The 24,226-nt window shown below is 65.4% G+C and carries 24 protein-coding genes; 10 read left to right on the top strand and 14 right to left on the bottom strand.

The annotated features are described in order from the left end of the window. The first annotated feature begins 61 nt into the window (after nucleotides 1–61). Genes ftsE through GGQ90_RS15945 form a run of 4 tightly spaced genes read left to right on the top strand, consistent with a single transcriptional unit; the run spans nucleotide 62 to nucleotide 2,921 of the window. Nucleotides 62–772 carry a cell division ATP-binding protein FtsE gene (gene ftsE / locus GGQ90_RS15960; protein WP_188083075.1) on the top strand — a complete coding sequence of 237 codons (711 nt, stop codon included), beginning with the start codon at nucleotides 62–64 and terminating at the stop codon, nucleotides 770–772. Next, nucleotides 772–1,674, top strand: coding sequence for a cell division protein FtsX (locus GGQ90_RS15955; RefSeq protein WP_188083074.1), 903 nt, complete (start codon nucleotides 772–774; stop codon nucleotides 1,672–1,674). Before ftsE ends, GGQ90_RS15955 begins: the two co-directional genes overlap by 1 nt. Then, the gene (locus GGQ90_RS15950; RefSeq protein WP_188083073.1) at nucleotides 1,671–2,201 is read left to right on the top strand and encodes a YdcF family protein; all 531 of its coding nucleotides are present in this window, start codon (nucleotides 1,671–1,673) and stop codon (nucleotides 2,199–2,201) included. The genes GGQ90_RS15955 and GGQ90_RS15950 overlap by 4 nt, the downstream gene beginning before the upstream one ends. A 3-nt stretch (nucleotides 2,202–2,204) precedes the next feature. Continuing rightward, on the top strand, nucleotides 2,205–2,921 hold the full coding sequence (locus GGQ90_RS15945; RefSeq protein WP_188083072.1) for a lysophospholipid acyltransferase family protein: 717 nt from the start codon (nucleotides 2,205–2,207) through the stop codon (nucleotides 2,919–2,921). Here the strand turns inward: GGQ90_RS15945 and GGQ90_RS15940 are convergent. From GGQ90_RS15940 to GGQ90_RS15925, 4 genes are all read right to left on the bottom strand, one after another. Further along, nucleotides 2,915–3,820, bottom strand: coding sequence for a prephenate/arogenate dehydrogenase family protein (locus tag GGQ90_RS15940; RefSeq protein WP_188083071.1), 906 nt, complete (start codon nucleotides 3,818–3,820; stop codon nucleotides 2,915–2,917). The genes GGQ90_RS15945 and GGQ90_RS15940 overlap by 7 nt on opposite strands. Before the next feature lie 4 nt (nucleotides 3,821–3,824). Then, the gene (gene hisC, locus GGQ90_RS15935) at nucleotides 3,825–4,934 is read right to left on the bottom strand and encodes a histidinol-phosphate transaminase (protein WP_188083070.1); all 1,110 of its coding nucleotides are present in this window, start codon (nucleotides 4,932–4,934) and stop codon (nucleotides 3,825–3,827) included. 46 nt (nucleotides 4,935–4,980) lie between these two features. Next, entirely contained in the window at nucleotides 4,981–5,772 is a 792-nt protein-coding gene (locus GGQ90_RS15930; RefSeq protein ID WP_188083069.1) for an acid phosphatase, read from the bottom strand. 102 nt (nucleotides 5,773–5,874) lie between these two features. Then, nucleotides 5,875–6,489 (bottom strand): TetR/AcrR family transcriptional regulator, encoded by a 615-nt coding sequence (locus GGQ90_RS15925; RefSeq protein WP_188083068.1) that lies wholly within the window; start codon nucleotides 6,487–6,489, stop codon nucleotides 5,875–5,877. 174 nt (nucleotides 6,490–6,663) lie between these two features. On the opposite strand from GGQ90_RS15925, the gene GGQ90_RS15920 reads away from it, so the two are divergent. Both GGQ90_RS15920 and GGQ90_RS15915 read left to right on the top strand, forming a co-directional pair. After that, nucleotides 6,664–9,021, top strand: a complete 2,358-nt coding sequence (locus GGQ90_RS15920) for a TonB-dependent receptor (protein WP_188083067.1) — start codon at nucleotides 6,664–6,666, stop codon at nucleotides 9,019–9,021. Between the two features lie 91 nt (nucleotides 9,022–9,112). Further along, complete coding sequence (locus tag GGQ90_RS15915) at nucleotides 9,113–10,360, top strand: spinster family MFS transporter (protein WP_188083066.1); 1,248 nt, start codon at nucleotides 9,113–9,115, stop codon at nucleotides 10,358–10,360. A gap of 44 nt (nucleotides 10,361–10,404) precedes the next feature. Here the strand turns inward: GGQ90_RS15915 and GGQ90_RS15910 are convergent, their stop codons facing one another. Both GGQ90_RS15910 and GGQ90_RS15905 read right to left on the bottom strand, forming a co-directional pair. Then, a complete protein-coding gene (locus GGQ90_RS15910; protein ID WP_188083065.1) occupies nucleotides 10,405–11,982 on the bottom strand; it encodes a peptide chain release factor 3 in 1,578 nt (525 codons plus the stop codon). Nucleotides 11,983–12,143: 161 nt separating this feature from the next. Next, the gene (locus GGQ90_RS15905; protein WP_188083064.1) at nucleotides 12,144–13,025 is read right to left on the bottom strand and encodes an aldose 1-epimerase family protein; all 882 of its coding nucleotides are present in this window, start codon (nucleotides 13,023–13,025) and stop codon (nucleotides 12,144–12,146) included. Between the two features lie 197 nt (nucleotides 13,026–13,222). Between GGQ90_RS15905 and GGQ90_RS15900 the strand changes: the two genes are divergently transcribed. Then, the gene (locus tag GGQ90_RS15900; protein ID WP_004208924.1) at nucleotides 13,223–13,717 is read left to right on the top strand and encodes a hypothetical protein; all 495 of its coding nucleotides are present in this window, start codon (nucleotides 13,223–13,225) and stop codon (nucleotides 13,715–13,717) included. Here GGQ90_RS15900 and GGQ90_RS15895 read toward each other — a convergent pair. The 7 genes from GGQ90_RS15895 to rpmI form a co-directional block, all read right to left on the bottom strand. Continuing rightward, nucleotides 13,707–14,411 (bottom strand): DUF4386 domain-containing protein, encoded by a 705-nt coding sequence (locus GGQ90_RS15895; protein ID WP_188083063.1) that lies wholly within the window; start codon nucleotides 14,409–14,411, stop codon nucleotides 13,707–13,709. The two genes, GGQ90_RS15900 and GGQ90_RS15895, sit on opposite strands and share 11 nt — an antisense overlap. Nucleotides 14,412–14,428: 17 nt before the next feature. Then, nucleotides 14,429–16,846, bottom strand: coding sequence for a phenylalanine--tRNA ligase subunit beta (gene pheT / locus GGQ90_RS15890; protein WP_188083062.1), 2,418 nt, complete (start codon nucleotides 16,844–16,846; stop codon nucleotides 14,429–14,431). Then, nucleotides 16,843–17,949: a phenylalanine--tRNA ligase subunit alpha gene (gene pheS, locus GGQ90_RS15885; protein ID WP_188083061.1), complete on the bottom strand. Its 1,107-nt coding sequence runs from the start codon at nucleotides 17,947–17,949 to the stop codon at nucleotides 16,843–16,845. Before pheS ends, pheT begins: the two co-directional genes overlap by 4 nt. A gap of 66 nt (nucleotides 17,950–18,015) precedes the next feature. Further along, nucleotides 18,016–18,333, bottom strand: a complete 318-nt coding sequence (locus GGQ90_RS15880; protein ID WP_004208919.1) for a GIY-YIG nuclease family protein — start codon at nucleotides 18,331–18,333, stop codon at nucleotides 18,016–18,018. A gap of 51 nt (nucleotides 18,334–18,384) precedes the next feature. Then, on the bottom strand, nucleotides 18,385–19,005 hold the full coding sequence (locus tag GGQ90_RS15875) for a LysE family translocator (RefSeq protein ID WP_188083060.1): 621 nt from the start codon (nucleotides 19,003–19,005) through the stop codon (nucleotides 18,385–18,387). Between the two features lie 190 nt (nucleotides 19,006–19,195). Continuing rightward, nucleotides 19,196–19,558: a 50S ribosomal protein L20 gene (rplT, locus tag GGQ90_RS15870; RefSeq protein ID WP_056690489.1), complete on the bottom strand. Its 363-nt coding sequence runs from the start codon at nucleotides 19,556–19,558 to the stop codon at nucleotides 19,196–19,198. Between the two features lie 13 nt (nucleotides 19,559–19,571). After that, nucleotides 19,572–19,775: a 50S ribosomal protein L35 gene (gene rpmI, locus GGQ90_RS15865; protein ID WP_004208916.1), complete on the bottom strand. Its 204-nt coding sequence runs from the start codon at nucleotides 19,773–19,775 to the stop codon at nucleotides 19,572–19,574. 159 nt (nucleotides 19,776–19,934) lie between these two features. Here rpmI and GGQ90_RS15860 point away from each other — a divergent pair, with 159 nt between their 5' ends. The 3 genes from GGQ90_RS15860 (at nucleotide 19,935) to GGQ90_RS15850 (ending at nucleotide 23,121) form a co-directional block, all read left to right on the top strand. Next, nucleotides 19,935–22,097 carry an AsmA family protein gene (locus tag GGQ90_RS15860; protein ID WP_188083059.1) on the top strand — a complete coding sequence of 721 codons (2,163 nt, stop codon included), beginning with the start codon at nucleotides 19,935–19,937 and terminating at the stop codon, nucleotides 22,095–22,097. A 69-nt stretch (nucleotides 22,098–22,166) separates the two neighbouring features. Then, nucleotides 22,167–22,580 carry a VOC family protein gene (locus tag GGQ90_RS15855; RefSeq protein WP_188083058.1) on the top strand — a complete coding sequence of 138 codons (414 nt, stop codon included), beginning with the start codon at nucleotides 22,167–22,169 and terminating at the stop codon, nucleotides 22,578–22,580. A 4-nt stretch (nucleotides 22,581–22,584) separates the two neighbouring features. Continuing rightward, the gene (locus tag GGQ90_RS15850) at nucleotides 22,585–23,121 is read left to right on the top strand and encodes an O-acetyl-ADP-ribose deacetylase (protein ID WP_188083057.1); all 537 of its coding nucleotides are present in this window, start codon (nucleotides 22,585–22,587) and stop codon (nucleotides 23,119–23,121) included. 207 nt (nucleotides 23,122–23,328) lie between these two features. On the opposite strand, the gene GGQ90_RS15845 is transcribed toward GGQ90_RS15850, so the two are convergent. Next, nucleotides 23,329–23,826 carry a YcxB family protein gene (locus GGQ90_RS15845; protein WP_223178290.1) on the bottom strand — a complete coding sequence of 166 codons (498 nt, stop codon included), beginning with the start codon at nucleotides 23,824–23,826 and terminating at the stop codon, nucleotides 23,329–23,331. Between the last annotated feature and the right edge of the window lie 400 nt (nucleotides 23,827–24,226).

The raw sequence follows: 24,226 nt of genomic DNA, 5'->3' as shown, positions 1-24,226 counted from the left end.
CCGCCTGTGCCATGGCAGGGCTTCGGGGAAGCAGGGAGCGCATTGGCGCCACACCATCATCATGTCGGCCATCGTCCAGTTCGAAAATGTCGGTCTGCGCTATGGTCTGGATAGCGAGACCCTGTCCGACGTCAGCTTCTCGCTCAACAGCGGCGACTTTTACTTCCTCACCGGCAGTTCGGGTGCGGGCAAGACCTCACTGCTGAAATTGCTCTATCTGGCCCAGCGGCCCAGTCGCGGCGTCATCCGCATGTTCGGTGAGGATGTGGTGACGCTCCCCCGCAAGCGCCTGCCCGGCTTCCGCCGTCGCATCGGCGTCGTGTTCCAGGATTTTCGCCTCGTTCCGCATCTCTCCGCCTATGACAATATCGCCCTGCCGCTGCGGGTCGCCGGCATGGATGAAGGCGAAATCGACGCGCCGGTCAGCGAAATGCTGAACTGGGTGGGGCTGGGCGATCGCGGCCAGGCGCGACCCGCGACCCTGTCGGGCGGGGAGCAGCAGCGCGTTGCCATCGCCCGCGCGGTGATCGGCCGGCCGGAAATCCTGGTGGCCGACGAACCGACCGGTAACGTCGATGCGGATATGGCCCGCCGCCTGATGACCCTGTTCGAAGCGCTCAATCGCCTCGGCACCACCATCGTCGTCGCGACCCACGACCTGCCGTTGATGGCACAGGTGGCGAGCGCGCAGATGATGCGGCTGGACAAGGGGCGTCTGGCCGATCCGACCGGCGCGCTGCGTTATCCGCCCCGACCGCAGGGCGGTGCCTGATGGCCAGGGGTAATCGTCGCACCGCCGCCGCCGCGCGCCATCGCCTGCTGCCGGCCGGCCGGGTCGCTGGACCGATGCCCTGGATCATCGCGATCATGATGTTCCTGACCGTGCTGGCCGCCGCCGCGGGCCTGGGCCTGGGCACCGCCGTTCGCGCGATGAGCGCGGACCTCGCCGGCCGTGCCACGGTTCAGGTGGTGGAGGCCGATACGCAGCAACGCGACCGTCTCGTCGTCCGGGTGCAACAGGCGCTGCGCGGCAATCGCGACGTGCGCCAGGTGACGCCGGTTCCCGCTGCAACCCTCGCCGAACAACTGCGCCCCTGGCTGGGGCAGGATGTCGCCAGTGGCGACCTGCCGATTCCGGCACTGATCGATGTCAGCCTGACGCCGGGCGATGCGAAGGCCAAGGTGGACCGGTTGCGCCGTGCCCTTGCCGGCCTGTCGCCCAGCCTGCGGGTCGAACCCCATGCCGCCTTCCTCGCGCCGCTCGCCGGCCTGCTGACCGCAATGGGCTGGCTATCGGGCGGATTGGTGCTGCTGATGGGCCTCGCCACCGGGGCCGTCGTCGTGCTGGCCGCCCGCGGCGCGCACGACAGCCATCGCGTCACGATCGAGGTGCTGCACCTGATGGGAGCGACCGATGTCCAGATCGCTCGCTTGTTCCAGCGTCGCATTGCACTTGACGCGACCATGGGCGGCGCTTTGGGCTTTTCCTTCGCGACGCTGGTGATCCTGGTGATCGGCGTGCGTCTGTCGGCGACCGGATCGCAGTTGATGGGCGCGGTTGCCTTGCCCTGGGCCAGTTGGGTGCTGCTTGCGGCCTTGCCGATCGCTGGCATCCTTCTTTCGACGCTCACCGGTCGCTGGACCGTGCTGCGTGCATTGAGGCGCTCGCTATGATCGTCCGTCTGGTGGCCGTGACGTTGCTCGGCTGGATGCTGGGCTTTGCCTGGTTCGCGATGTTCCTGCCGCAGCCGCTCGATGGGCGACGGACCGATGCGATCGTCGTGCTGACCGGCGGTGCTGGCCGGATCGATCGGGGGCTGGCCCTGCTGGAGGAAGGCGCGGCCAAGCGGATGCTGATTTCGGGCGTCGACCGTTCGGTCCGTCCGGTCGAGTTGGCGGCCGAATATAAGACCCGCCTGTCGCTCTTCACCTGCTGCATCACCCTGGGGCGTGAGGCGATCGATACCCGTTCCAACGCGATCGAGACGGCGCGCTGGCTGGAACGGCGCGATTATAAGAGCGTCCGCCTGATTACCACCGACTGGCATATGCGGCGCTCCGCGCTGGAACTGCGTCAGGCGCTACCGGGCCGCGTCACTTTGGTCTACGACGCGGTGCCCAGTCGCCCCAGCCTCACCATCTTGGTGCGGGAATATAATAAATATCTCGCGCGCCGTGTTGCCGCGCTTTTTGGTATCTGATCCATGATCCTGTTTACTGCCCTCCGTTCGCTCGCCTTCATGCTGGTCTTCTATTTCGGCACGGCCCTTTTCGTGCTGGGCGCCGTGATCGGTGGCCTGTTCAAGCCGGCCCATGTGCAAACGGTGGCGACCGGCTGGAGCCGCTTTCACCGCGTCAGTGCGCGCTGGTTGCTGGGGCAGAAGGTGGTGGTGGAAGGCGATCTGCCCCACGGTCCCTATCTCTATATCGTCAAACATGAATCGATGTTCGAGACGATCGACCTGCTTTGCCTGTTCGACAGGCCTGCGATCGGGGCGAAGCGCGAGCTGCTCGATATTCCTTTCTGGGGCGGCATCGCCCGGCGCTATGGCCTGATCCCGATCGAGCGGACCGCCGGTGCCAGCGCGCTGCGAACCCTGCGCGCTTCAGCCAAGGAAGCCGTGGCACAGGGTCGGGCGGTCTGCCTGTTTCCGGAAGGGACGCGCGTGCCCCATGGCGAAGCACCGCCGCTCAAGTCGGGCTTTGCCGGCCTCTACAGCCTGCTCGGCCTGCCGGTGGTGCCGATCGCGATCGACAGCGGCGTTGTCTCGCCGCGCGGCAAGTTCCTCAAGCACCCCGGCACCATCACCTACAAGGTGGGCGAAATCGTCCCGACCGGCCTCGACCGCAAGGAAGCCGAGGTGCGCGTCCACGCCGCGATCAACGCGCTTAACCCGGCTTCAGCCCTGTTCGGTCAGTGAGACCGGCCGAAGTCGGGCTTGGCGTCGTCCTGTCCCTGTTCGATGATAGACCGGCGGATCGCGCGGGTGCGGGTGAACAGGTTGAACAGGGCGTCACCGTCATTCCAGCGGATCGCCCGCTGCAACGCGGATAGATCTTCCGAGAAACGCTGGAGCATTTCCAGCACCGCGTCCTTGTTGGCCAGGAACACGTCGCGCCACATGGTCGGGTCCGACGCCGCGATGCGGGTAAAGTCGCGGAAGCCGCCGGCCGAATATTTGATCACCTCGCTCTGGGTGACATTCTCCAGGTCGCTGGCGGTGCCGACGATGGTATAGGCGATCAGATGCGGCAAATGGCTGGTCACCGCCAGCACCAGGTCATGATGCGCCGGGTCCATCGTCTCGACATCGGCGCCGACCCGGCGCCACAGTTCCGACACGCGCTCGACCGCGGCCGGATCGGCATCGGCGGGCGGCGTAACGATCGACCAGCGACCCTTGAACAGGGTCGCGAAGCCCGCTTCCGGCCCGCTATTTTCGGTGCCGGCCACCGGATGCGCCGGGATGATGATACGACCGGGCAGGGCGGCATTGAGTTGTGCCAGCACGTCCGCCTTGCACGATCCCACATCGCTGATGATCGCGTCGACCGGCAGTTCGTCGGCAACCTCCGCCGCCGCCGCGCCCATCGCACGCACCGGCACGCACAATATCACCAGTTCGGCATCGGTGACGGAGGCTCCCGCCGTATCGGTGATGTCGTCGCACAGGTCGATGCGGCGGGCGGTCTCGCGCACCGCCGGGTCGGCATCATGGCCGGTGACGCGGACGGTGGGCATATATTCCCGGATCGCCCGCGCCAGCGAGGATCCGATCAGGCCAAGGCCGATGATGGTAACACGCGAAAAGGGCAGCATGGCGTCAGACCGATTCCGCCATGGCGCGCAGCTTGTTCGCGACGGCGCGGGTCTGTGCCTTGGTGCCGATGGTGATGCGCAGGCCGTTGGGCAGGCCCTGGCCCGGCAGCCAGCGGGTGGCATAGCCTTCGTCCCACAATCCCTTCATCGCCGCTTCGGCGGTCAGCTTGCCGTCGAACAGGATCAGCAGGAAATTGGTCTTGCTGGGCACCACGCGCAGTCCATGGTTGGACAGGGCGTTGATCTCGCCGGCCAGCCAGTCGCGCCAGCGGGCATTGTGCGTCCGGCTCGATTCGACCCACGCGCTGTCGTTGATCGCGGCGACGGCGGCGGCTTGGCCGGCGGTGGTCACGTTGAACGGCGCGCGGATGCGATGGAGGATGTCGATGACATCCTGGCTGGCATAGCCCCAGCCGATTCGTTCGGCGGCCAGGCCATAGATTTTGGAAAAGGTCCGGGTGACGAGTACGTTGGGGGCGTTCCTGGCCAGTTCCAGCCCGCCATCATCCTCGTCCGCGTCCAGATATTCGGCATAGGCCTGGTCGAGCACGAACAGGATATCGGGACGCAGCCCGGCGTGCAGGCGGGCAATCTCTTCCCGGCTGGTCATGGTGCCGGTGGGATTGTTGGGATTGGCGAGGAAGACGACCTTGGTCTTCTCCGTCACGCAGGCCAGCAGCGCATCGACATCGGTGGCATAATCGGCGTCGGGCGCCTCGATCGGCGTCGCGCCGACGCGGCGGGCGGCGATGTCATAGACCGAAAAGCCGTAGCGCACATAAAGCACCTCGTCGCCCGGCCCGGCATAGGCGCTGGCGGCGATATGCAGCAATTCGTCCGACCCGGTGCCATAGATGATGCGCGCCGGGTCAAGACCATGGACCGCGCCGATCGCCTCGCGCAGCTTGGCCGCGCCCGGATCGGGATAGGTGGCCAGGTCCGCCGTCGCCGCCACAAGCGCCGCGCGGGCGGCCGCACCGGTGCCGAGCGGGTTCTCGTTGGCGGACAGCTTGATCAGCGGGCGGCCGTCATCGGCGGCGGACTTGCCCGGCACATAGGCATGAATGCCGAGAATCCAGTCCTTGGGGGCGGGTTTTGCTGCAGCGTCGCTCATGGAGCGCGGCTTTAGCGGCTTCCGCGCCAAAGGCAAAGCGGCTGGATCAGCGGGACGCCGCCAATTCCTGCCGCGCCAGTTCGCGCTGGGCGCGGAACACCGGATCGGACTGCAACCGCGCATAGGTGGCCGATGCCACGACCCGGCCGGCCAGCGTGTCGCTCAGCCAATGGGCGCGACAGATGACCCGGCTCTCGCCAAATTCATAGCCGCGCTTGAGCAGGCCATCCTGCTTGTCAGGGATCAGGTCAGTCAGGACCAGCGCCAGCATCCAGCCGATCGCGGTATGGCCCGACGGATAGGAGCCATCCTTGCGCAGCATCGGTTCGTCCTGCGGGCGGCAGGTATTGCCGTCATGCTCCACGAACGGGCGGACTCGCTGATAATGGCCCTTGGCACGCGAGGTGGAGAATGCGGCGTCGGCCGCGGCGCGGCGCAACAGCATGGTGAGGTGCGGGTGGCTGCCGTCCGACAGCGACAGCCCGGCGATCGGCTCGAACGACTGGACCATGTGCGGCCAGCCCAGGTCCGCGTCCGATGCCGCCAGCGCCTGGCGATCGGCCGGCGCCACCAGCGCCGCGCGATAGGCTTCCTCGTCGGCGGCCTTGGCGGCGGTGCCGGGGGCGGGCGGGGGCGGCAGCAGGGTCAGGCTGTTGGGCAGGGTGGCGGGATCGAGATAGCCGCGCGGGAAGGGGATGGCCTTGGTCAGCTGTCCGACCGCCTCGATCGTGGTCGGCGGCACCGGGGCACTGGCTGACGGCGGCGTGGCGGTGGTCGCACAGCCGCTGACCAGCAGGATCGATGCCAGAAGGACCGTCTGTTTATGGAGTGTGCGCATCGCCTGTCCGCCTTTTGCTTTGGGGCCTGACGCCCGGCCCTATCAGCAGGGGCAGGGCGCGACCATCGGTGCTTCTCCCGATAGGTGGCGGCGGCTTGTCCCTCAAGCGGGCTTGCCGATCCCCTTCTCGATCAACGCGTTGGCGATGTCGGCAATCTCCTGCGCCGGGCGGCTGTCGTCCCACACGCCATAGCGCAGCCCCAGGAACACATTCATCCCCATGATCGCCCAGGCATGAACCTCTTCCACATCCGCGCGCACGTCGCCCTGCTGCGCGGCTTTCTTCAGGCGCGCGGCCATGCGGGTGGCGGTGTTCTCATAATGGGCGCGATAGGCGGCCTGGTCGACGAATTCGGCCTCGTCGATGATGCGATAGATTTCCTTGTGGGCGCGGGCGAACTCCAGGAAGCTCAACAGGCCGATCCGTTCCGCCTCGATCCCGTTGCCCGCCTGCGCAATCCGCGGGGAAACATAGTCGCGCACCTGACCCGACATGTCGTTGACCAGCGCGCGGAAAATGTCGTCCTTGCTGTCGAAATAGGTGTAGAAACTGCCCAGCGCACAACCCGCCCGGCGGGTGATGCCGCTGATCGATCCGTCGTGAAAGCCCTTTTCGCCAAATTCCTCGGCCGCCGCCGACAGCAGCGCGCGAAGCGTGCGCTCACCGCGCGCGGTACGCGGCACTTTATCCTCCCGTGGGGATGCCGGATCGGTCATGCTCTCTCCCTCTGCCTGCCAATATGCGCCTTTTCAACGCTTTGTGGACGTCTGGCGGCCTTGTTCGCCGTCCCTCATATTTGAAGTTGAAAGCTGGTTCAACTTTCATTATTCAAAGGGCAAGCAGATTGGCTACCCGGATGACCGGGGGCCGCTTCAGGAGAGGAAACGCCGATGAAGGCCCATCACAGCATTCGTGCCCTTGCCCTCGCATCCGCCGCCTGGACCGGCGCGATGGCATTCCCCACCTTCGCGCAGGAGACGTCGGCACCCGTTGCCGACACCGAAGAGGCGGGCATCATCGTCACTGCCCGCCGGCGCGAGGAAACGCTGGTGTCGGTGCCGATTGCGGTCAGCGCCTTCTCCGGCGAGGCGCTGGAACGGGGCGGGGCGATCGATATCAGCGATCTCGCCAATGTGACCCCCAACACCACGCTGGAGGCATCGCGCGGCACCAATTCGACGCTGACCGCCTTCATCCGCGGCGTCGGCCAGCAGGATCCGGTCTCCGGCTTCGAACAGGGCGTCGGCATCTATCTCGACGATGTCTATCTCAACCGGCCGCAGGGCGCGCTGCTCGACATCTACGACGTCGAACGGATCGAGGTGCTGCGCGGGCCACAGGGCACGCTCTATGGCCGCAACACGATCGGCGGCGCGGTCAAATATGTGACCAGGATGCTGCCGCAGGACTTCTCGCTGAAGCTCAAGGGCAGCTATGGCAGCTATGACCAGGCCGATGGCATCATCAGCGTATCGGCGCCGATCGGCGACCTGATGCGGGTCGGTGGTGCCTTTGCCCGCCTGTCGCGCGGCGGCTTCGGCAAGAATCTGACCACCGGGCAGGACAATTACAACAAGGACATCTGGGCCGGCCGCGCCACCTTCGAAATGGGCGGCTATGGCGCCCCGGTGCTGATGCGCATCACCGGCGACTATACCAAGGACAAGAGCAACCCACGTGGCGGCCATCGCCTGATTCCGGGTCAGGCATCGGGCGCGCCGGTGCTGGACGATGTGTTCGACACCCGCGGCGGGCTGGTCGATCCCAAGCAATCCGTGAAGTCCTACGGCCTGTCGATGAACCTGACGGCGGAGCTGAGCGACGCGGTGACGCTGCGCTCGATCAGCGCCTGGCGCAAGGATGACAGCGCCTCGCCGATCGATTTCGACGCGCTGCCCGCCGTCGATGTCGACGTGCCGGCCTATTACAAGAATGAACAGCTCAGCCAGGAATTCCAACTGCTCTACGACCAGGGTCGTCTGCACGGCATGGTCGGCTTCTATTATCTCGATGCCAGCGCCGACACCCAGTTCGACACCCGCATCTTCACCACCGTGGCAGGGCTGACCGCCTTCACCCAGGCCAATGTCGATACTGAGACCTATGCAGTCTTCGGCGACATGAGCTTCGACCTGACCGACCAGCTCAGCCTGTCGGCCGGTGGCCGCTACACCTGGGACACGCGGCGGGCCACCATATTGCGGCAAAGCTATCTGGGCGGGGGATCGCCGGTGTTCGACGGGGCGGGCATTCCCTTCGGTGCGCCCAGCACCAATTTCCGCGGCGAGCGCGAGTTCAAGAAATTCACGCCGCGCTTCTCGATCAGCTACAAGCCGACCGTCGATCACAATATCTACGCCAGCTATTCCAAGGGCTTCAAGGGCGGCGGCTTTGACCCGCGCGGGGTCGGCACCAATGCGCCCGATCTCAATGGCGACGGCATCCGCCAGGACAGCGAGATCGCCTCCTTCCTCAGCTTCGCGCCCGAACAGGTCGACAGCTATGAAGTCGGCTACAAGGGCAATCTGATGGATGGCGCCCTCTATGTCGCGGTCGCCGGCTTCTATGCCGACTATAAGGATGTGCAGATCCCCGGCTCGGTTGCCTGCACCGTCAATGTCGGTGGCGTGGCGACGCCCTCCTTCTGCGGCGTCGTGTCGAACGCCGGCAAGGCCCGCTTCAAGGGGCTGGAGTTCGAAAGCAATGCCCGTCTCGGCCGCGATATCTTCAGCGGCGGGGATCGTCTGAACCTGCAGACCGCGATCGGCTTCATCGATGCCGATTATCGCGAATATATCGCCAATATCGCCAGCGTGCCGACCGATGTCGCCGATTATCGCCGGGTGCAGAACACGCCGAAATGGACCGCCAGCGGCACGCTCAGCTATAATGTCCCGGTGGGGGATGGCAGCCTCTACTTCGGCAGCACCGTCTCCTGGCGCTCCAAGACCTATCAGTTCGAAATCCCCAACCCCTATATCGACCAGAAGGGCTATGCGCTGTGGGATGCGAGCCTGGTCTATACCGCGCCCAGCGATCGCTGGAGCATCGGCGTTCATGGCAAGAACCTGCTCGACAAGGAATATAAGACCTCGGGCTACACCTTCGTCGCGGCCAATCCGGTGACCGGCGCGATCATCAACAATGCGGCCGGCTATCCCACCCCCTCGCTGGGCAAGGAAGGCACGCTGACCGCCTTCTACGGCAATCCGCGCCAGGTGTTCGTGACCGGTTCGGTCAAGTTCTGATCCCTATAGCGCCCAAGGCCCGTTCGCTTCGAGCGTGTCGAGAAGCGTTTCTCGACTTCGCTCGAAACGAACGGACGGTTAGGACGTGCCTATGAAAACGGAAACCTCTCCCGCCTATCGCGGTGTCGTGCTGGCGATGCTGCTGCTGGTCTATACCTTCAACTTCCTCGACCGGCAGATCCTGGGCATCCTCGCCGGGCCGATCAAGGCGGAGCTGGGGCTGACCGATACCCAGCTCGGCGCGCTCGGCGGCATCGCCTTCGCGCTGCTATATTCGACCCTGGCGATCCCGCTGGCGCTGCTGGCTGACCGGACCAGCCGTACCTGGGTCATCACCGTCAGTCTGGCGGTGTGGAGCGGCTTCACTGCGCTCTGCGGCATGGCCGGCAATTTCATGCAGATGTTCCTGTTCCGCATCGGCGTCGGCGTGGGGGAGGCGGGCGGCGTCGCCCCCTCCTATGCCGTCATCTCCGACTATTTCCCGGCGCATCAGCGCGCGCGCGCACTCTCCATCTATTCGCTCGGCATTCCGCTCGGCTCGGCCGGCGGTGTGCTGCTGGGCGGCTATATCGCCCAGACCGTCGAGTGGCGCACCGCCTTCATCGCGGTCGGCATCATGGGCATCCTCATCGCGCCGCTCTTCCGCCTGGTGGTGCGCGAACCCGCCGGACCGGTCCAGTCGGGCACGCCCGTGCCGGTCAGCGCGGTGTTCGGCATCCTCGCGGCCAAGCGCAGCTTCTGGTTCCTGGCGCTGGGCGCCGCGAGCAGCTCGATGTGCGGCTATGGTGTCGCCTTCTGGCTGCCCAGCCTGTTGATGCGCAGCTTCGGCCTCGACCTGCTGGGCGCCGGCCAGTTCCTCGGTGGTCTGCTGTTGCTGGGCGGGGTCGCGGGCGTGTTGCTGGGCGGCTTCCTGGGCGACGCCATGGGCAATCGCGACAAGGCCTGGTTCGCCTGGGTGCCGGCGATCAGCTATGTGATCGGCATGCCTTTGTTCGTGGTCGGGGTGCTCTCGTCCAGCGTCGGCTTTGCCTTCGCTTTGTTCCTGATCCCGCAGGCTTTGGTCTATGTCTGGCTGGGGCCGGTGCTGACCGCCGTGCAGCATCTGGTGCCGCCGCATATGCGCGCCAGCGCCTCGGCGACCTTCCTGCTGATCAACAATCTTGTCGGCTTGGGCCTTGGCAGCTGGAGCGTCGGCGCTTTGTCCGACGCGCTGACGCCGACCTATGGCAATGAGGCGCTACGCTACGCCATCGTCGCTGCGCTCGGCTTCTACCTGCTCGCCGGCCTGTTCATGGCACTCGCCGGCAAGGCGCTGCGCAAGGATTGGGTGACGGCCTGACGCTTGAAGTGACAGGGCGTTGCCCTGTCACCTTCGCTGTCGGCTTAGCGCTCCTTGGTGGCGCTGAACTTCACCTTGGGATGGCGTTCCTGCTGATAGCCGATGTCCCAGGCGCTGCGCGCCATGAACACCAGATTGCCGTCGCGGTCCTTGGCCATGTTGGCGCCATTATAGGCGACCAGATCCTTGATCGCCTGATCGTCGCCGCTGATCCAGCGGGCGGTGTCGAACGGCGACTGCTCCAGCCCCGCCGCGACCTTATATTCCGCCTCCAGCCGGCTGATCAGCACTTCCAGCTGCAGCTGGCCGACCACGCCGACGATCCAGTTGCTGCCGATCTCGGGATAGAAGACCTGGATGACGCCTTCTTCGGACAGGTCGTCCAGCGCCTTGCGCAGCTGCTTTGTCTTGGTCGGGTCTTTCAGCGCAACGCGGCGCAGGATTTCCGGCGCGAAATTGGGCAGGCCGGTGAAGCGCAGGCCCGGCTTCTCGCTCAGCGTGTCGCCCACGCGCAGCGCGCCATGATTGGGAATGCCGATGATGTCGCCGGGGAAGGCCTCGTCCGCCAGTTCGCGGTCCTGCGCGAAGAACAGGATCGGCGAGTGGACGGCCAGCGCCTTGCCGCTGCCCGACGGAGTCAGCTTCATGCCGCGGCGGAACTTGCCAGACACCAGCCGCATGAAGGCGATGCGGTCGCGGTGCATCGGGTCCATGTTGGCCTGCACCTTGAAGATGAAGCCGGTGACTTCGCTGCCCTCGGGCTCGACCGGGGCCGGCTCGGCCGGCTGGGCGCGCGGCGGCGGCGCATGCGCCGACAGCGCGTCGATCAGCTCGGTCACGCCGAACAGCTTGAGCGCCGACCCGAAATAGACCGGGGTCAGGTCGCCATGGCGATAGCGTTCCAGGTCGAACTCGGCATAGCCGCCCTGGGCCAGCTCGGCCTCCTCGCGCAGCTTTGCCAGGCCCCGCTCGGACAGATAATCGGCCAGCTTGGGATCATCCAGGCCGCTGAACTGGTGGCGGGTGCCGTCAAATTCCTTGGACGGGCCAGTGGGCTGCATCAGCCGGTTGGTGGCGAAGTCGTAGATACCCTCGAACTCGCCGCCCATGCCGACCGGCCAGCTCATCGGGCAGACGTCGAGCTGCAACTGGTCCGCCACCTCGTCCAGCAGGCCGAACAGTTCGCGGCCCTCGCGGTCGACCTTGTTGACGAAGGTGATGATCGGCACGTTGCGTAGGCGGCAGACCTCGAACAGCTTGCGTGTCTGCGGCTCGATGCCCTTGGCCGCGTCGATCACCATCACCGCCGAGTCCACCGCGGTCAGGGTGCGATAGGTATCTTCGCTGAAATCCTCGTGGCCCGGCGTGTCGAGCAGGTTGAAGGTGATGGTCTCGCCATCGCGCGTCCGCTCGAACGTCATGACCGAGGACGTGACGGAGATGCCGCGCTGCTGTTCGATCTTCATCCAGTCCGACCGCGCGCGCCGGTTCGCGCCGCGCGCCTTGACCTCGCCGGCCAGGTGAATCGCGCCGCCTTCCAGCAGCAGCTTTTCGGTCAGCGTGGTCTTACCGGCGTCCGGGTGGGAAATGATCGCGAAGGTGCGGCGGGATGGGATGCTCATGATGCTGTTTTCTGGGGTCCGAGTAAAATAACCCGTTCGCCCTGAGCGAAGTCGAAGGGCCTTGCCGAGCGGAGGCGAGACACTTCGCTGCGCTCAGTGGAGGGCTTCGACTTCGCTCTCCTGAGCTTGTCGAAGGGCTGAACGGAACTTGGGAACGCCCGTTACACGTCCACCAGCGTCACGTCCATGCGGAAGCTGCGCGCATCGCCCGGCAGCAGGGTCATGACACCCTGCTTGTCCCAGACATCGCCGGTGAAGCCGACCGGGTCGGCCATGCCGGCCCAGGGTTCGACGCACAGATAATGGGCGCCCGGCTTCTGCCACAGGCCGAGCCAGGGCGTATCGGGGAAATCGATCTTCAGGTGCGGCTTGCCGGGCACGCCCCAGCTCAGCGATCGGCTGTTGAGATCGTCCCAGATCAGCGCATCGCCGGCGAACATGGCATGGGTCGGCGCCAGTTCCTTCCCCTCGACCGGGGAGGGCACGCTGTCCAGCGCGATCAGCCCCGGCTCACTGCCGACCTTGCGGATCGGCGCGGGTTCGGCCTGCTCGAAGCGGATGCGATGGTCCTCGACGCTGCCGCCATAGGGCAAAGGCCAGGCGAAGGCGGGGTGATAGCCAAAGCAGAAGGGCATCGCCGTCTCGCCCCGGTTCATGACGGTGGCGGTCATGCGCAGGCTCGGCCCCTCCAGCACGAAGCCCATGTCGAGCCGGAAGTCGAACGGATAGACGGTGCGCGTCTCCCGATCCGCCTCCAGCCGGAACAGGGCGGCTTCCTCGTTGCGATGGACCAGGGTGAAGGGGCTGGTCCGGGCAAAGCCATGCTGGCCGATCGGATAGTCGACATCGTTCAGCCGATAGATATCGCCGCGCGATCGGCCGACGAACGGGAAGAGCAGGGGCGCATGGCCGGTCCACCATTGCGGGTCGGCATCCGTCATCAGTTCGCGCCCTCGCGCATCGGTCAGCGACCAGAGTTCGGCGCCCAGCGGCGATATGCTGGCGGACAGATTGTCGGAGGCGATGGCGATGCGGTCGTTCATGGCGAAACACTCCTGTTTGACCAGCGCCATAGAGCCGGATCGTCATCTGTGGAAGCGCCTTGGGCTTCCACAGATGACGTGAAACAGGCTCTATTCCAAGGTCCGGTGCGGCAAATCGCGACTGTCTCGCCCGCCGCGCAATCGTTACGTTGCGGAACCGACATGGGGGCTGGCGGGTTGAGCCAGCGGGAGGACCAATGATGAAAATTGCCGTATCGACCGCCACGATCCTGCTGCTGCTCGGCACGTCGGCGCTCGCCCAGGAACAGGGCAAGAAGAGGGACGACACGCTCGACAAGGCGGGCGAAATCGCATCCCAGCCGGCCCGCGATGTCGGCATCGAAAAGACGCAGGTGCCGCCGATCCTCGTTGCGGCGGAGGAAAATCCCTATGCCGCGCCATCGGGCAAGACCTGCAAGGCGCTGAACGGCGACATGGCGGCGCTCAACAAGGTGCTTGGCCCCGATTTCACCATCGGCCGCGAAGCCAATGAGGATCGCACCAGCAAGATCGCCGAGGGTGTGGGCAAGTCGCTGGTCAATTCGCTGATCCCGTTCCGCGGCGTGGTGCGGGAAATCAGCGGCGCCGCCCCGGCCGAACGTCGCCTGCGCGCCGCCATCGCCGCTGGTCTTGCCCGGCGCGGCTATCTGCGCGGCATGGCATCGGCCAAGGGCTGCAAGATTACGGGCTGATCTCCGGCGGCGCCGGGCGCGGCGCCCCAAACAGCAGCAGCCAGATGGCGAAGGCGCCTTCGCCCAGCAGCGGCACGAAATCGAGCTGGCCGGGGATTGCCTCGCCGATCGCCGGCGACAGCAGTGCCAGGCTGCGCGCGACCAGATGGACCGCGCCCCCCGCCATCAGCAGCGCGCCGACCGCCACCGGCAATCGGCGCGATCGGATCGCCAGCCAGCCGGTCAGCAGGCAATAGATGCCGAAGAAGATGAGGCTGATGCCATAGAGGTCATTGTGGAGGCTGAGGCTGATCCGCACCAGCGACTGCACCTCCGCCATCGGGATGCCGGGATGCGGCGCACCATCGATCAGCGCAAGCGGCAGCAGATGGAGCAGGCTGTTGCCTGCCAGCACGGCAATGCCGGTCAGGCTGAACAGGGCGGCGGTGCGCGCCAGCACCCGCCCGGTCGGCGCGAACAGGCCATAGAGCAGGGCCGTGACCGCCAGATAGCAGCAGAGCATGGCGACATCGCTGACCCCACCGGCCCGATAGAGCCAGGGATAGTCGGCGATGTTGCGCATCGTCTCGCGCCCGTTGCCCGGCACGATCAGGGCCGCGCGCACCACCGCCTCGGCAAACATGCCGCAGCCAATGGTGCCGATGTAGAAGAGGCCGGCGAGGCGGGCCTGAAATCGTTCAGCCTTCCCGTCCATCGCCGGCCTTTCCTGCTTTAGCCGCGCAGGCTCGCGCCCAGCTTCTGGGCGGCCTTGACCACGGCGGCGCTGATCGCGTCCAGCTCTTCCTGGGCGAAGCTCTTTTCGCCCGGCTGCAGCGTGATCTCTACCGCCAGCGACTTGTGCCCTTCATCGACGCCGGGGCCGGTGAAGACGTCGAACAGGCGCGCGTCGACGATCGCCTTCTTGTCCGCGCCCTTGACCGCGCGCACCAGCGCATCGGCCTCGACCGCTTCGGGCACCAGGAAGGCGAAGTCGCGCTTCACCGCCTGCAAGGCCGGCGGCGCATAAGGCGCGCGCATGAAGCCGCTCTTGCGCTTGGCCGGAATCGCATCGAGGAAGATCTCGCCCGCAACCACCGTGCCGGACAGGCCGAACTGCTTGGCAAGGCTGGGATGCAGCACGCCATATTCGGCCAGCACCACCTTGGGGCCGAGGCGCAGCGTGCCCGACTGGCCCGGATGATAGGCAGCCGATGCTTCGCCCATGCTTTGCAGATTGCCGACCGGCGCGCCGGCCGCCGCCAGCAGCGCGATCACTTCGCCCTTGGCGTCGAACGCGTCGAAGGGCTGGGCCTTGCCGCTCTGCCAGCCGCGCGGAGTCTTCTCGCCGGCCAGCACGAAGCCGACGGTGGCCCGCTCGCCCTGCTTGAAATAGCGCCGGCCGAGTTCAAACAGCCGGATCGACGTCGCGCTGCGATCGACATTGCGCTTGGTCGCCGACAGCAGGCCGGGCAGCAGTGAAGGCCGCATGACCTTGAGGTCTTCGGAGATCGGATTGGCCAGCGTCCAGTCGCCACCGCCAACGCTCGCGGCTTCCTTCTCGGAAATGAAGGACCAGTTGATCGCTTCAGCGAGGCCCCGCGCGGCGGCGGTGCGGCGCACGCGGCGCTCGACCAGCTGCTCGGCCGTGGCGGTCGGGCGGGCGACGCCCGGCACACGCGGCAGCGGGGTGGACGGCACATGGTCCAGGCCGACGATGCGCACCACTTCCTCGACAATATCGGGCCAGCCATCGACGTCGCGGCGCCAGGTCGGCACGCTGATCGTCCAGTGGCCCGGCACGCTTACCGGCACGCCATCCTGATATTCGATGCCGCCGGCGTCGCCGCTGACGCCGAAGCCCAGGCTTTCCAGGATGCGCTTCTGCACATCCTGCGGCACATCGACGCCGGCCAGCGCCAGGCACTGGTCGGGCGCATAGGAAACCGTCCTGGGCGTGGCGGGCGGGGTGCCGGCGCGGGTCGCTTCCGACGCGGTGCCGCCGCACAGGGTCATGACCAGGCTGGTCGCGATCGACAGGCCATCGTCCAGGAAGGCGGGATCGACGCCACGCTCGAACCGGCCGCGCGCGTCGCTGGTCAGGGCCAGCTTCTGGCCGGTCACCGCGATCCGCTCGGGCGTGAAATAGGCGCATTCGATCAGCACATCGGTCGTGCCGTCCTGCGCGCCCGAATGTTCGCCGCCCATGATGCCGCCAATGTCATGCACGGCTTCGTCGTCGGCGATGACGGTCATCGTCTCGTCGATGGCATAGGTCTTGCCATTGAGCGCCAGCACCTGTTCGCCGGCCTTGCCCAGCCTCGCGACCAGCCCGCCCTTGAGCGTCGCCATGTCATAGACATGCAGCGGCCGGCCCAGGTCGATCATGATGTAGTTGGTGATGTCCACCAGCGCGCTGATCGGCTTCTGGCCGATTGCCTTGAGCCTGCGCGCCATCCATTCGGGCGAGGCGCCGTTGGTCACGCCCTTGACCGAACGGGCGAAGAAGGCGGGGCAGCCGTCGACATCGTCGGTGCGCACGTCCGGACCCGGACCCACGCCGGCAATCTCCGGCACGATGATGGCGTTGAGCGTGCCAAGGCCCGCCGCCGCCAGATCGCGGGCGATGCCGCGCACGCCCATGCAATCCTGGCGGTTCGGCGTGATCGACACGTCGATGACCGGATCGTTGAGGCCGGCCCAGTTCGCATAGACCTCACCCACCGGCGCGTCGGCGGCCAGTTCGATGATGCCGTCATGATCGTCGCCCAGTTCCAGTTCGCGGGTGGAGCACATCATGCCGTTGGATTCGACGCCGCGAATGGCGGTCTTCTTGAGCACCATGCCGTTGACCGGCACGACTGCGCCCTCGACCCCGAACACGCCGATCAGGCCGGCGCGGGCATTGGGCGCGCCGCACACGACCTGCAAAGGCGTGCCGTCGCCATGGTCGACGCTCAGCACCTGCAGCTTGTCGGCCTGCGGGTGACGCTCGGCGGTCAGCACCTTGGCGATCTTGAACGCGCCCAGCTTCTCCGCCGGGTTTTCCACATCCTCGACTTCCAGCCCGATGGCGTTCAGCGTCTTGAGGATGGTGGCCAGGTCCGCGTCGGTCTTGAGGTGCGTCTTGAGCCAGCTCAGGGTGAACTTCATGCGCCGACTCCTCCCGACAGCGTGGGCACGTCGAGTGCCGAGAATCCATAATGTTTCAGCCAGCGCAGATCGCCGTCGAAGAAGGCGCGCAGGTCGTTCATGCCATATTTCAGCATGGCGAGACGGTCGACGCCGGTGCCGAAGGCAAAGCCCTGCCATTCGTCGGGATCAAGCCCGCAGGCCTCGATCACGCGGCGGTTGACCATGCCGCTGCCCAGCACTTCCAGCCAGCCGCCGCCCGGCGCATCGCCGTCGCCGCCGATGACGCGCTGGCCATTGGTCAGCGTGTAGCCGACATCGACCTCGACCGAGGGTTCGGTGAAGGGGAAATAGCTCGGGCGCAGGCGCAGGACGATGTCCTCACGCTCGAAGAAGGCCTTGAGGAAGGTTTCCAGCGTCCATTTGAGGTGCCCGAGCGTGATGCCCTTGTCGATCACCAGACCCTCGATCTGGTGGAACATCGGCGTGTGGGTCGCATCTGAGTCGCTGCGATAGACGCGGCCGGGCGCGATGATGCGGATCGGCGGCTCCTGCCCAGACGCAACAAAAGACTCCATGGTGCGGATCTGCACTGGCGAGGTATGGGTGCGCAGCAGCATCTTCTTCTGTCCCTCTTCGTCGGGGAAGTAGAAGGTGTCGTGCATCGCGCGCGCCGGGTGCGTCTCGGGAATGTTGAGCGCGGTGAAATTATGCCAGTCGTCCTCGATCTCCGGACCGGTCGCGACCGAAAAGCCCAGGTCGGCGAAGATTTCCGCCAGTTCGTCCATCACCTGGCTGACGGCATGGACCGACCCTTGCGGACCCAGATCGGCGGGCAGGGTCATGTCGACCTTTTCCGAGGCGAGGCGGGCGTCGAGCGCGGCCTGTTCCAGCGCGGCCTTCCGCTCGGCGATCGCGGCGGTCACGCTTTCGCGCAAATCCTGGATCGGCGGGCCTTTTTCCAGACGCTCCTCGGGCGACATGCCGCCCAGCGTCTTGAGCAGGCCGGTGACGACCCCATTCTTGCCCAGCGCGCCCACGCGCAGCCCTTCCAGCGCGTCCAGCGTGTCGGCAGCCTCGATGTCGGCAATCAGGCCGGCTTTCAGTGCGCTAATTTCGGTCATGAATCTCTATCCATCAATCTCATCGTCATTCCCGCGAAAGCGGGAACCCATCTCCCGACCTTTCGATCAGTCGCGGGGTAACGGCGCAAAGCCAAACCCCAGCGCCAGATCGTCCCAATCGGGATTGCCGGCTTCGATCAGCTCAATCTTCCACTGCCTGTTCCATTTCTTGATCCGCTTTTCCCGCAGGATGGCGCTGTCCATGCTGTCATGCGGTTCGAACCAGACCAGGCGCTTGACGCCGTAGTCTTTCGTGAAGCCTTCGATCAAGCCGTTTCGATGCTCGTAGAGGCGCTTTATGAGATCAGAAGTTACGCCGACATATAATGTGCCGTTGCGGCGGCTGGCGAGCATGTAGACCGTCGGGCTTATCTCGCGCGTCATCGATGCCTCGGGTGGTGGGTTCCCGCTTTCGCGGGAATGACGAAGGTGGGGTTAGGCGCGCGCCCCCAGCAACGCGCCGCCAAAGCCGATGAACATCAGGCCGGTGCCGCGGTTGAACAGCTTCTGCCGGTTGGCCGGCGCCAGCCAGCGGGCCAGGCGCAGGCCGCCCAGCGCATAGACCGAGTACCAGAAGCTTTCGATCACCACGAAGCTGACGATCAGGATCGCCAGCTGCAGCCAGAAGGGGCGGGCAAGGTCAATGAACTGGGGGAAGAGCGCGGCGGCGAAGATGATGAGCTTGGGGTTCGACAGGCCCGTCAGCAGGCCGGTCGCATAAAGCGCACGGGCGGAGCGGACCGGGCCGCCATCGCCGCCGTCCGCATTGCCGACCGGCGCGCGCCAGCCCTTGATCCCCAGCCAGATGAGATAGGCGACGCCGGCATAGCGCAGCACATCGAACAGGCGCGGCGACGCCTTGAGCAGCGCGCCAAGACCCAGTGCCGACGCGATCAGGCACAGCAGCACGGCGCTCATCAGCCCCGCCATCGTCACCAGCGCCTTGCGTGGCCCATGGGCGATGCTCTGCGTCATCACATGCAGCATGTTGGGGCCGGGCGTGGCCGAGATCAGGAAGACCGCCGTGACATATAACCACCAGAGATGCAGCGACATGGGATGGTTCCTCAAATGTCAGGCTGCCCCCTGAAATCCGTTCGGGCTGAGCCTGTCGAAGCCCCCGCCAGAGCGCAGCGAAGGCACTTCGACTTCGCTCAGGACGAACGGGATAAAACCGGAAAAACAAAAAGGGCGCCGAAGGCATCTGCCCCGGCGCCCCTTTTTACGATCTTGCGATCGATCAGCTTCAGGCTGCGGGCAGCGCAGCCTTGGCCTGGGCGATGATGGCGCTGAACGCCTCGCCTTCGTGCATCGCGATGTCGGCCAGGACCTTGCGGTCCAGCTCGACGCCGGCCAGCTTCAGACCGTGCATGAACTGCGAATAGGTCAGGCCTTCAGCGCGGACACCCGCGTTGATGCGCTGGATCCACAGGCCACGGAAGGTGCGCTTCTTGACCTTGCGGTCGCGATAAGCGTACTGGCCGGCCTTTTCGACAGCCTGGCGAGCGACGCGGATCGTGTTCTTGCGACGGCCATAATAGCCCTTCGCCTGATCCAAAATCCTCTTATGCTTCGCCTTGGTGGTTACACCACGTTTTACGCGTGCCATTGTCCTCTACTCCTTACTTCAGGCCGTAGGGTGCCCAGAGGCGGACGTGAGCCACGTCGGCGTCGGACAGCACGGAAGTGCCACGGTTCTGGCGAATATACTTGGCGTTGTGCGAGATCAGGCGGTGACGCTTGCCAGCGACGCCGTGCTTGACCTTGCCGGAAGCGGTGAACTTGAAGCGCTTCTTCACACCGCTCTTGGTCTTGAGCTTGGGCATTTTCGTCTCCTTGTTTGGCGCGACGATTACAGACAGCCACGGCAGCCCTAGTTAGCCGGGCGGTCTCACTGAATATCGCGAAGGGCGGCCCATAGTCGGCCGCGCCCGCAAAAGCAAGCGATTCGGACCCAAAGGCGACGCGCCCGCGTTGACCCCGCCATGGCCGATGTCGAACCCAAGCCGCATGGCGCCCCCTTGACCGCTCAACCCGGCGGTGCGGCTGTGCATTTGCGCCGCGCGCGCGACCGCTGGCGCCGCCTGCCGCTGCCGGCACGCATCCTGCTGTGGATCGTCGGCATCATCCTTGCCCTGTGGCTGATCCTCTTCGTCACCAAGGGACGCTTCCTCAAAGGCTCTTTCGAGCGCATCCTGTCCGCCCGGCTGGAGCGGCAGGTGGAGGTCGGCGGAGACTTCCAGCTTTATTTCGCGCCGATCGCGATCAAGTTCCGGGCGGAGGGGCTGCGCATCGCCAACCTGCCCTGGGCCAGCCGGCCCGACCTGTTCCGCGCCGACCTGATCGACGCGCGGATCGCACCACTGAGCCTGATCTTCGGCAAGCAATATCGCGTCCCCTGGCTGGAACTGCGGGGTGCCGCCGCCGACCTGGAATGGTCGCGCGACCGGCAGCATAATACATGGACGCTGGGCGACCCCGACCGGAAGGGCGAGCCGATCACCCTGCCGCTCATCCGCCGTGCGCTGCTCGCCGGCACGACGATGCGCTATCGCGATCCGGTGCTGATGCTGTCGACCGATATCGGCTTCGAGACCGTGCAGGCGCAGGATACCCGCTTCGCCAGCGACGTGCGCCTGTCCGGCACGGGGACGATGCGCGGCAAGCCCTTCTCCCTGAAGGGCGGGCTGCTGTCGCCCAACGCCACCGTCACGGGCGGCAAGAACAGCCTGGCCCTGCGCGCGCAGGCCGGCGCGACGGTGCTGGAGGTGACGGGCACGCTGCCGGGCGCGACCGAGTTGGAAGGCAGCGACCTTCGCATGGTCGCGCAAGGGCCTAATCTTGGCCATTTGTTCGATTTCCTGGGCGTCGCCATTCCCGGCACCCGCCAGTATCGCTTCACCGCCGCGCTGACCAAGGCGGGCGAGGAATGGCGCTTCACGCATCTCAAGGGCCGTTTCGGCGATTCCGATCTTGCCGGGCGCTTTACCGTGTCGTTGCCGAACAACCGTCTGTTGCTCGACGCGGATCTGGCGACGCAGCGGCTCGACATCATCGATGTCGGCCCCTTCATCGGCTATGATCCGCAAAGGCTGGACGCACAGGGTGGGGCGGGCGCCATCACGACCGTGCAGGGAACGCCCCGGCTGCTGCCCGACGCGCCGCTGCGGATCGAGGCGATCCGCAATTTCGACGCCAATGTCCGCTACAGCGTGAAGACCATCCGCGCACCCAATGTGCCGATTGCCAATGCGGCGGTGACGCTGAAGCTCGACCATAGCCTGCTGGCCCTCTCGCCACTGACCTTCGACATGGCGGGCGGCCATGTCGCCTCGGACATTGAGATCGACGCCCGCAACCAGCCGGTGCGCACGACGTATGACGTCCGCCTGGCACCCACGCCGATGGGCACGCTGCTTGCCCGCTGGGGCGTCGAGCAATCGGGCACGACCGGCATGGTGAAGGGGCGAATGCAGATGACGGGCCTCGGTGATACCGTCCATAACTCGCTTGCCACCGCCAATGGCCGCATTGCCGTCATCCTGCCGGCGGGCAGCATGTGGGCGCGCAATGTCCAACTCTCCGAAATCGATGTCGGCACCTTCGTCACCAAGATGTTCGAGAAGAAGCTGAAGGATCCGGTGCAGATCAATTGCGGCCTCATTGCCTTCACCGTGCGCAATGGCGTGGCCGCGGCCGACCCGATCCTCATCGACACGCGCAAGAATGTCATGACCGGGCGGGGTGGATTCTCGTTCAGGAATGAGAGCCTCGACCTGGCCTTCCGCGCCGATGGCAAGAAGATCAGCCTGTTTTCCGGCCAGTCCCCGGTCGGCATCGGCGGCTATTTCGCCCGGCCGTCGATCAATGTCATCAGCCCGGACCTGATCGCGCGCGGCGGCGCGGCGGTGGCGCTGGGCATCGTCGCGACGCCGATCGCCGCGACACTGGCCTTTGTCGATGTCGGCGATGCGAAGGCAGCCGCCTGTGGCCCGGTGCTGGCCGGTGCCGATGCCGTCGCCCAACGCACCCGTGGCGGGAAGCCGCGCGACGATGTCGGCCGCGGCACCACCGCAAAGGATGAAGCGGGCAAGGGCAACAAGGCCGAGAAGAAGACGCAGGACAAGAAGTTCCTCGGCATCTTCTGAACGGCGTGCGCCGGGCCTATCCTGCGGCTCTGCCGACTCGATCAGGGGGTCGGCGCGAAGGAGAGGATCATGAGCGACACGCCGTTCGTCCTGCCGGGGGTCACGCCCCATCTGACCATTGCCGATGGCAAGGCCGCCGACGCCATCGCCTTCTACACGACTGCTTTCGGTGCGACCGAGCAGAGCCGTCATCTGGGCGAAGATGGCACGCGGATCATGCACGCCCATCTGACGGTCAATGATGGCGGGCTGATGCTGAACGATCATTTCCCCGAAATGTGCGGCGGCGCCCCGGTGGAAAAGCCGGCATCGGTGACGCTGCATCTGGAAACCGATGATGCCGATTCGTGGTGGGCGCGCGCCGTCGCGGCCGGGGCCGAGATACGCGTTCCGATCGCCAATCAGTTCTGGGGCAGTCGCTATGGCCAACTGATCGACCCCTTCGGCCATGTCTGGTCGATCAGCGGTCCGCCGAAGAACTGATGCGATGATGGTCGGGACGACGCGCTGGGACGTGGTGACGGGCGACATCACCCGTTGCGCGGTCGACGCGATCGTCATCGCCGCCAATAACAGCCTGCTCGGCGGCGGCGGGGTCGATGGCGCGATCCATCGCGCCGCCGGGCCGGACCTGCTGGCGGAATGCCGGGGCATCGGCGGCTGCCCGACCGGGGAGGCGCGGATCACGCGCGGCTATCGGCTGCCGGCCCGCTACGTCATCCACACCGTCGGCCCGATCTGGCAGGGCGGCAATCAAGGCGAGCGCGGCCTGCTCGCCAGCTGCTACAGCCACAGCCTGTCGCTCGCCCGCCACCACTGCCTGCGCGCGATCGCCTTCCCGGCGATCTCGACCGGCGTCTATGGCTATCCCAAGGGGCAAGCCGCCAAGGTCGCCGCCCGCGCCGTGGCGGAAGCGCTGCGCCGCGACCCCGACGCCTTCGACCATATCCTCTTCGTCTGCTTCGACGAAGACAATCGCGATCTCTACGACGCTGCCGTCAGGGATGCGTTGGCAGGGGATTAGGATAGTAAGCGCAGGCCCGCTTTTTTTGCCGACATCTCTCTGTTCTTTTCAGAGCCCAGAATGAAGTGAGATCCTCGAAGCAAGGCAAGTGCCTTGCTTCGATTTCGCTGGGATGACGGAGTTGGGTGGATTGCGGATCGTCTGCTTTCAGGCAACCAATACAAGAAAGCGGACCTGAGCTTGGATGCTATCTGAGCAGTAGGCGGTTCACACCGTCACCGGAAACGAATCTAATTGCTCCTGTGACAGCGCCCGGCTGGGGATAAAATTCATGAGGGCATCGCTTTGACGAAGGATAATGGTGTCCTGCCCCTTCACGATTTTCACGAAATCTGACCATGAGAACTGAGAATGGCCACGGGATGAAGTAAACGAGACGCCACTTTCCGACCATTCTACAGTAGTATTGTCGTGCAAGGACTTCTGTTGATCGAAGATGCGTCTGACTTGGCAAGGAAGCCGCAGATAGGCCGAAAAAAATATCAATGAAAGGAACGCAATCCAGTATCCAAGACCAATTGCGGCGGCAATTGGAACGGAAACAATATCCCATTGCCAAGCAGCTGCCATCGCCATCGCGGCAAGTGTTGCACCCCCACCAACATAGGCTCGGATCACCCGTTTTGACTTGAGTGTCACTCGGAAATTGAGCCTATAGGCTCCGAGCAAGTCTTCTGGTGTGGCTTGAAATGAGACCTTTTGCATTGCCAATTAAATGCCGACGTTCGAAAGGCCATGCAAGGTCCGCTTTTTGGCAAATCAATTGCTGGGGTAATGGGCAATTTCTGGTCGTTCTAGGCCATCCTCCCCTGTAAGGGGAGGTGGCTGGCCGAAGGCCAGACGGAGGGGTGTCCCCCCCTCTCGATAGGGCGACACCCCTCCACCACTTCGTGGTCCCCCTCCCCTTGCAGGGGAGGATTTTACCGCCGCAGTTGGTCGTCAGTCGTCAAGGTCCGACATCGTCATTGCTTCGCTGCGCTCGCAAGGACGGGAGATGGTCGCTTCGTGGCGGTCGTGTCCCAGGAGGTGGTGTAGGAACCGTCAATCCACGGCAGGATCGGGATCGGGTTCGGGTCAGGCAGCCAGAGCTGGCAGGCTGACAATG

The sequence above is a fragment of the Sphingobium scionense genome (genome assembly GCF_014197035.1).
GTDB lineage: Bacteria > Pseudomonadota > Alphaproteobacteria > Sphingomonadales > Sphingomonadaceae > Sphingobium > Sphingobium scionense.
This window is presented reverse-complemented; position numbering and strand designations above follow the sequence as displayed.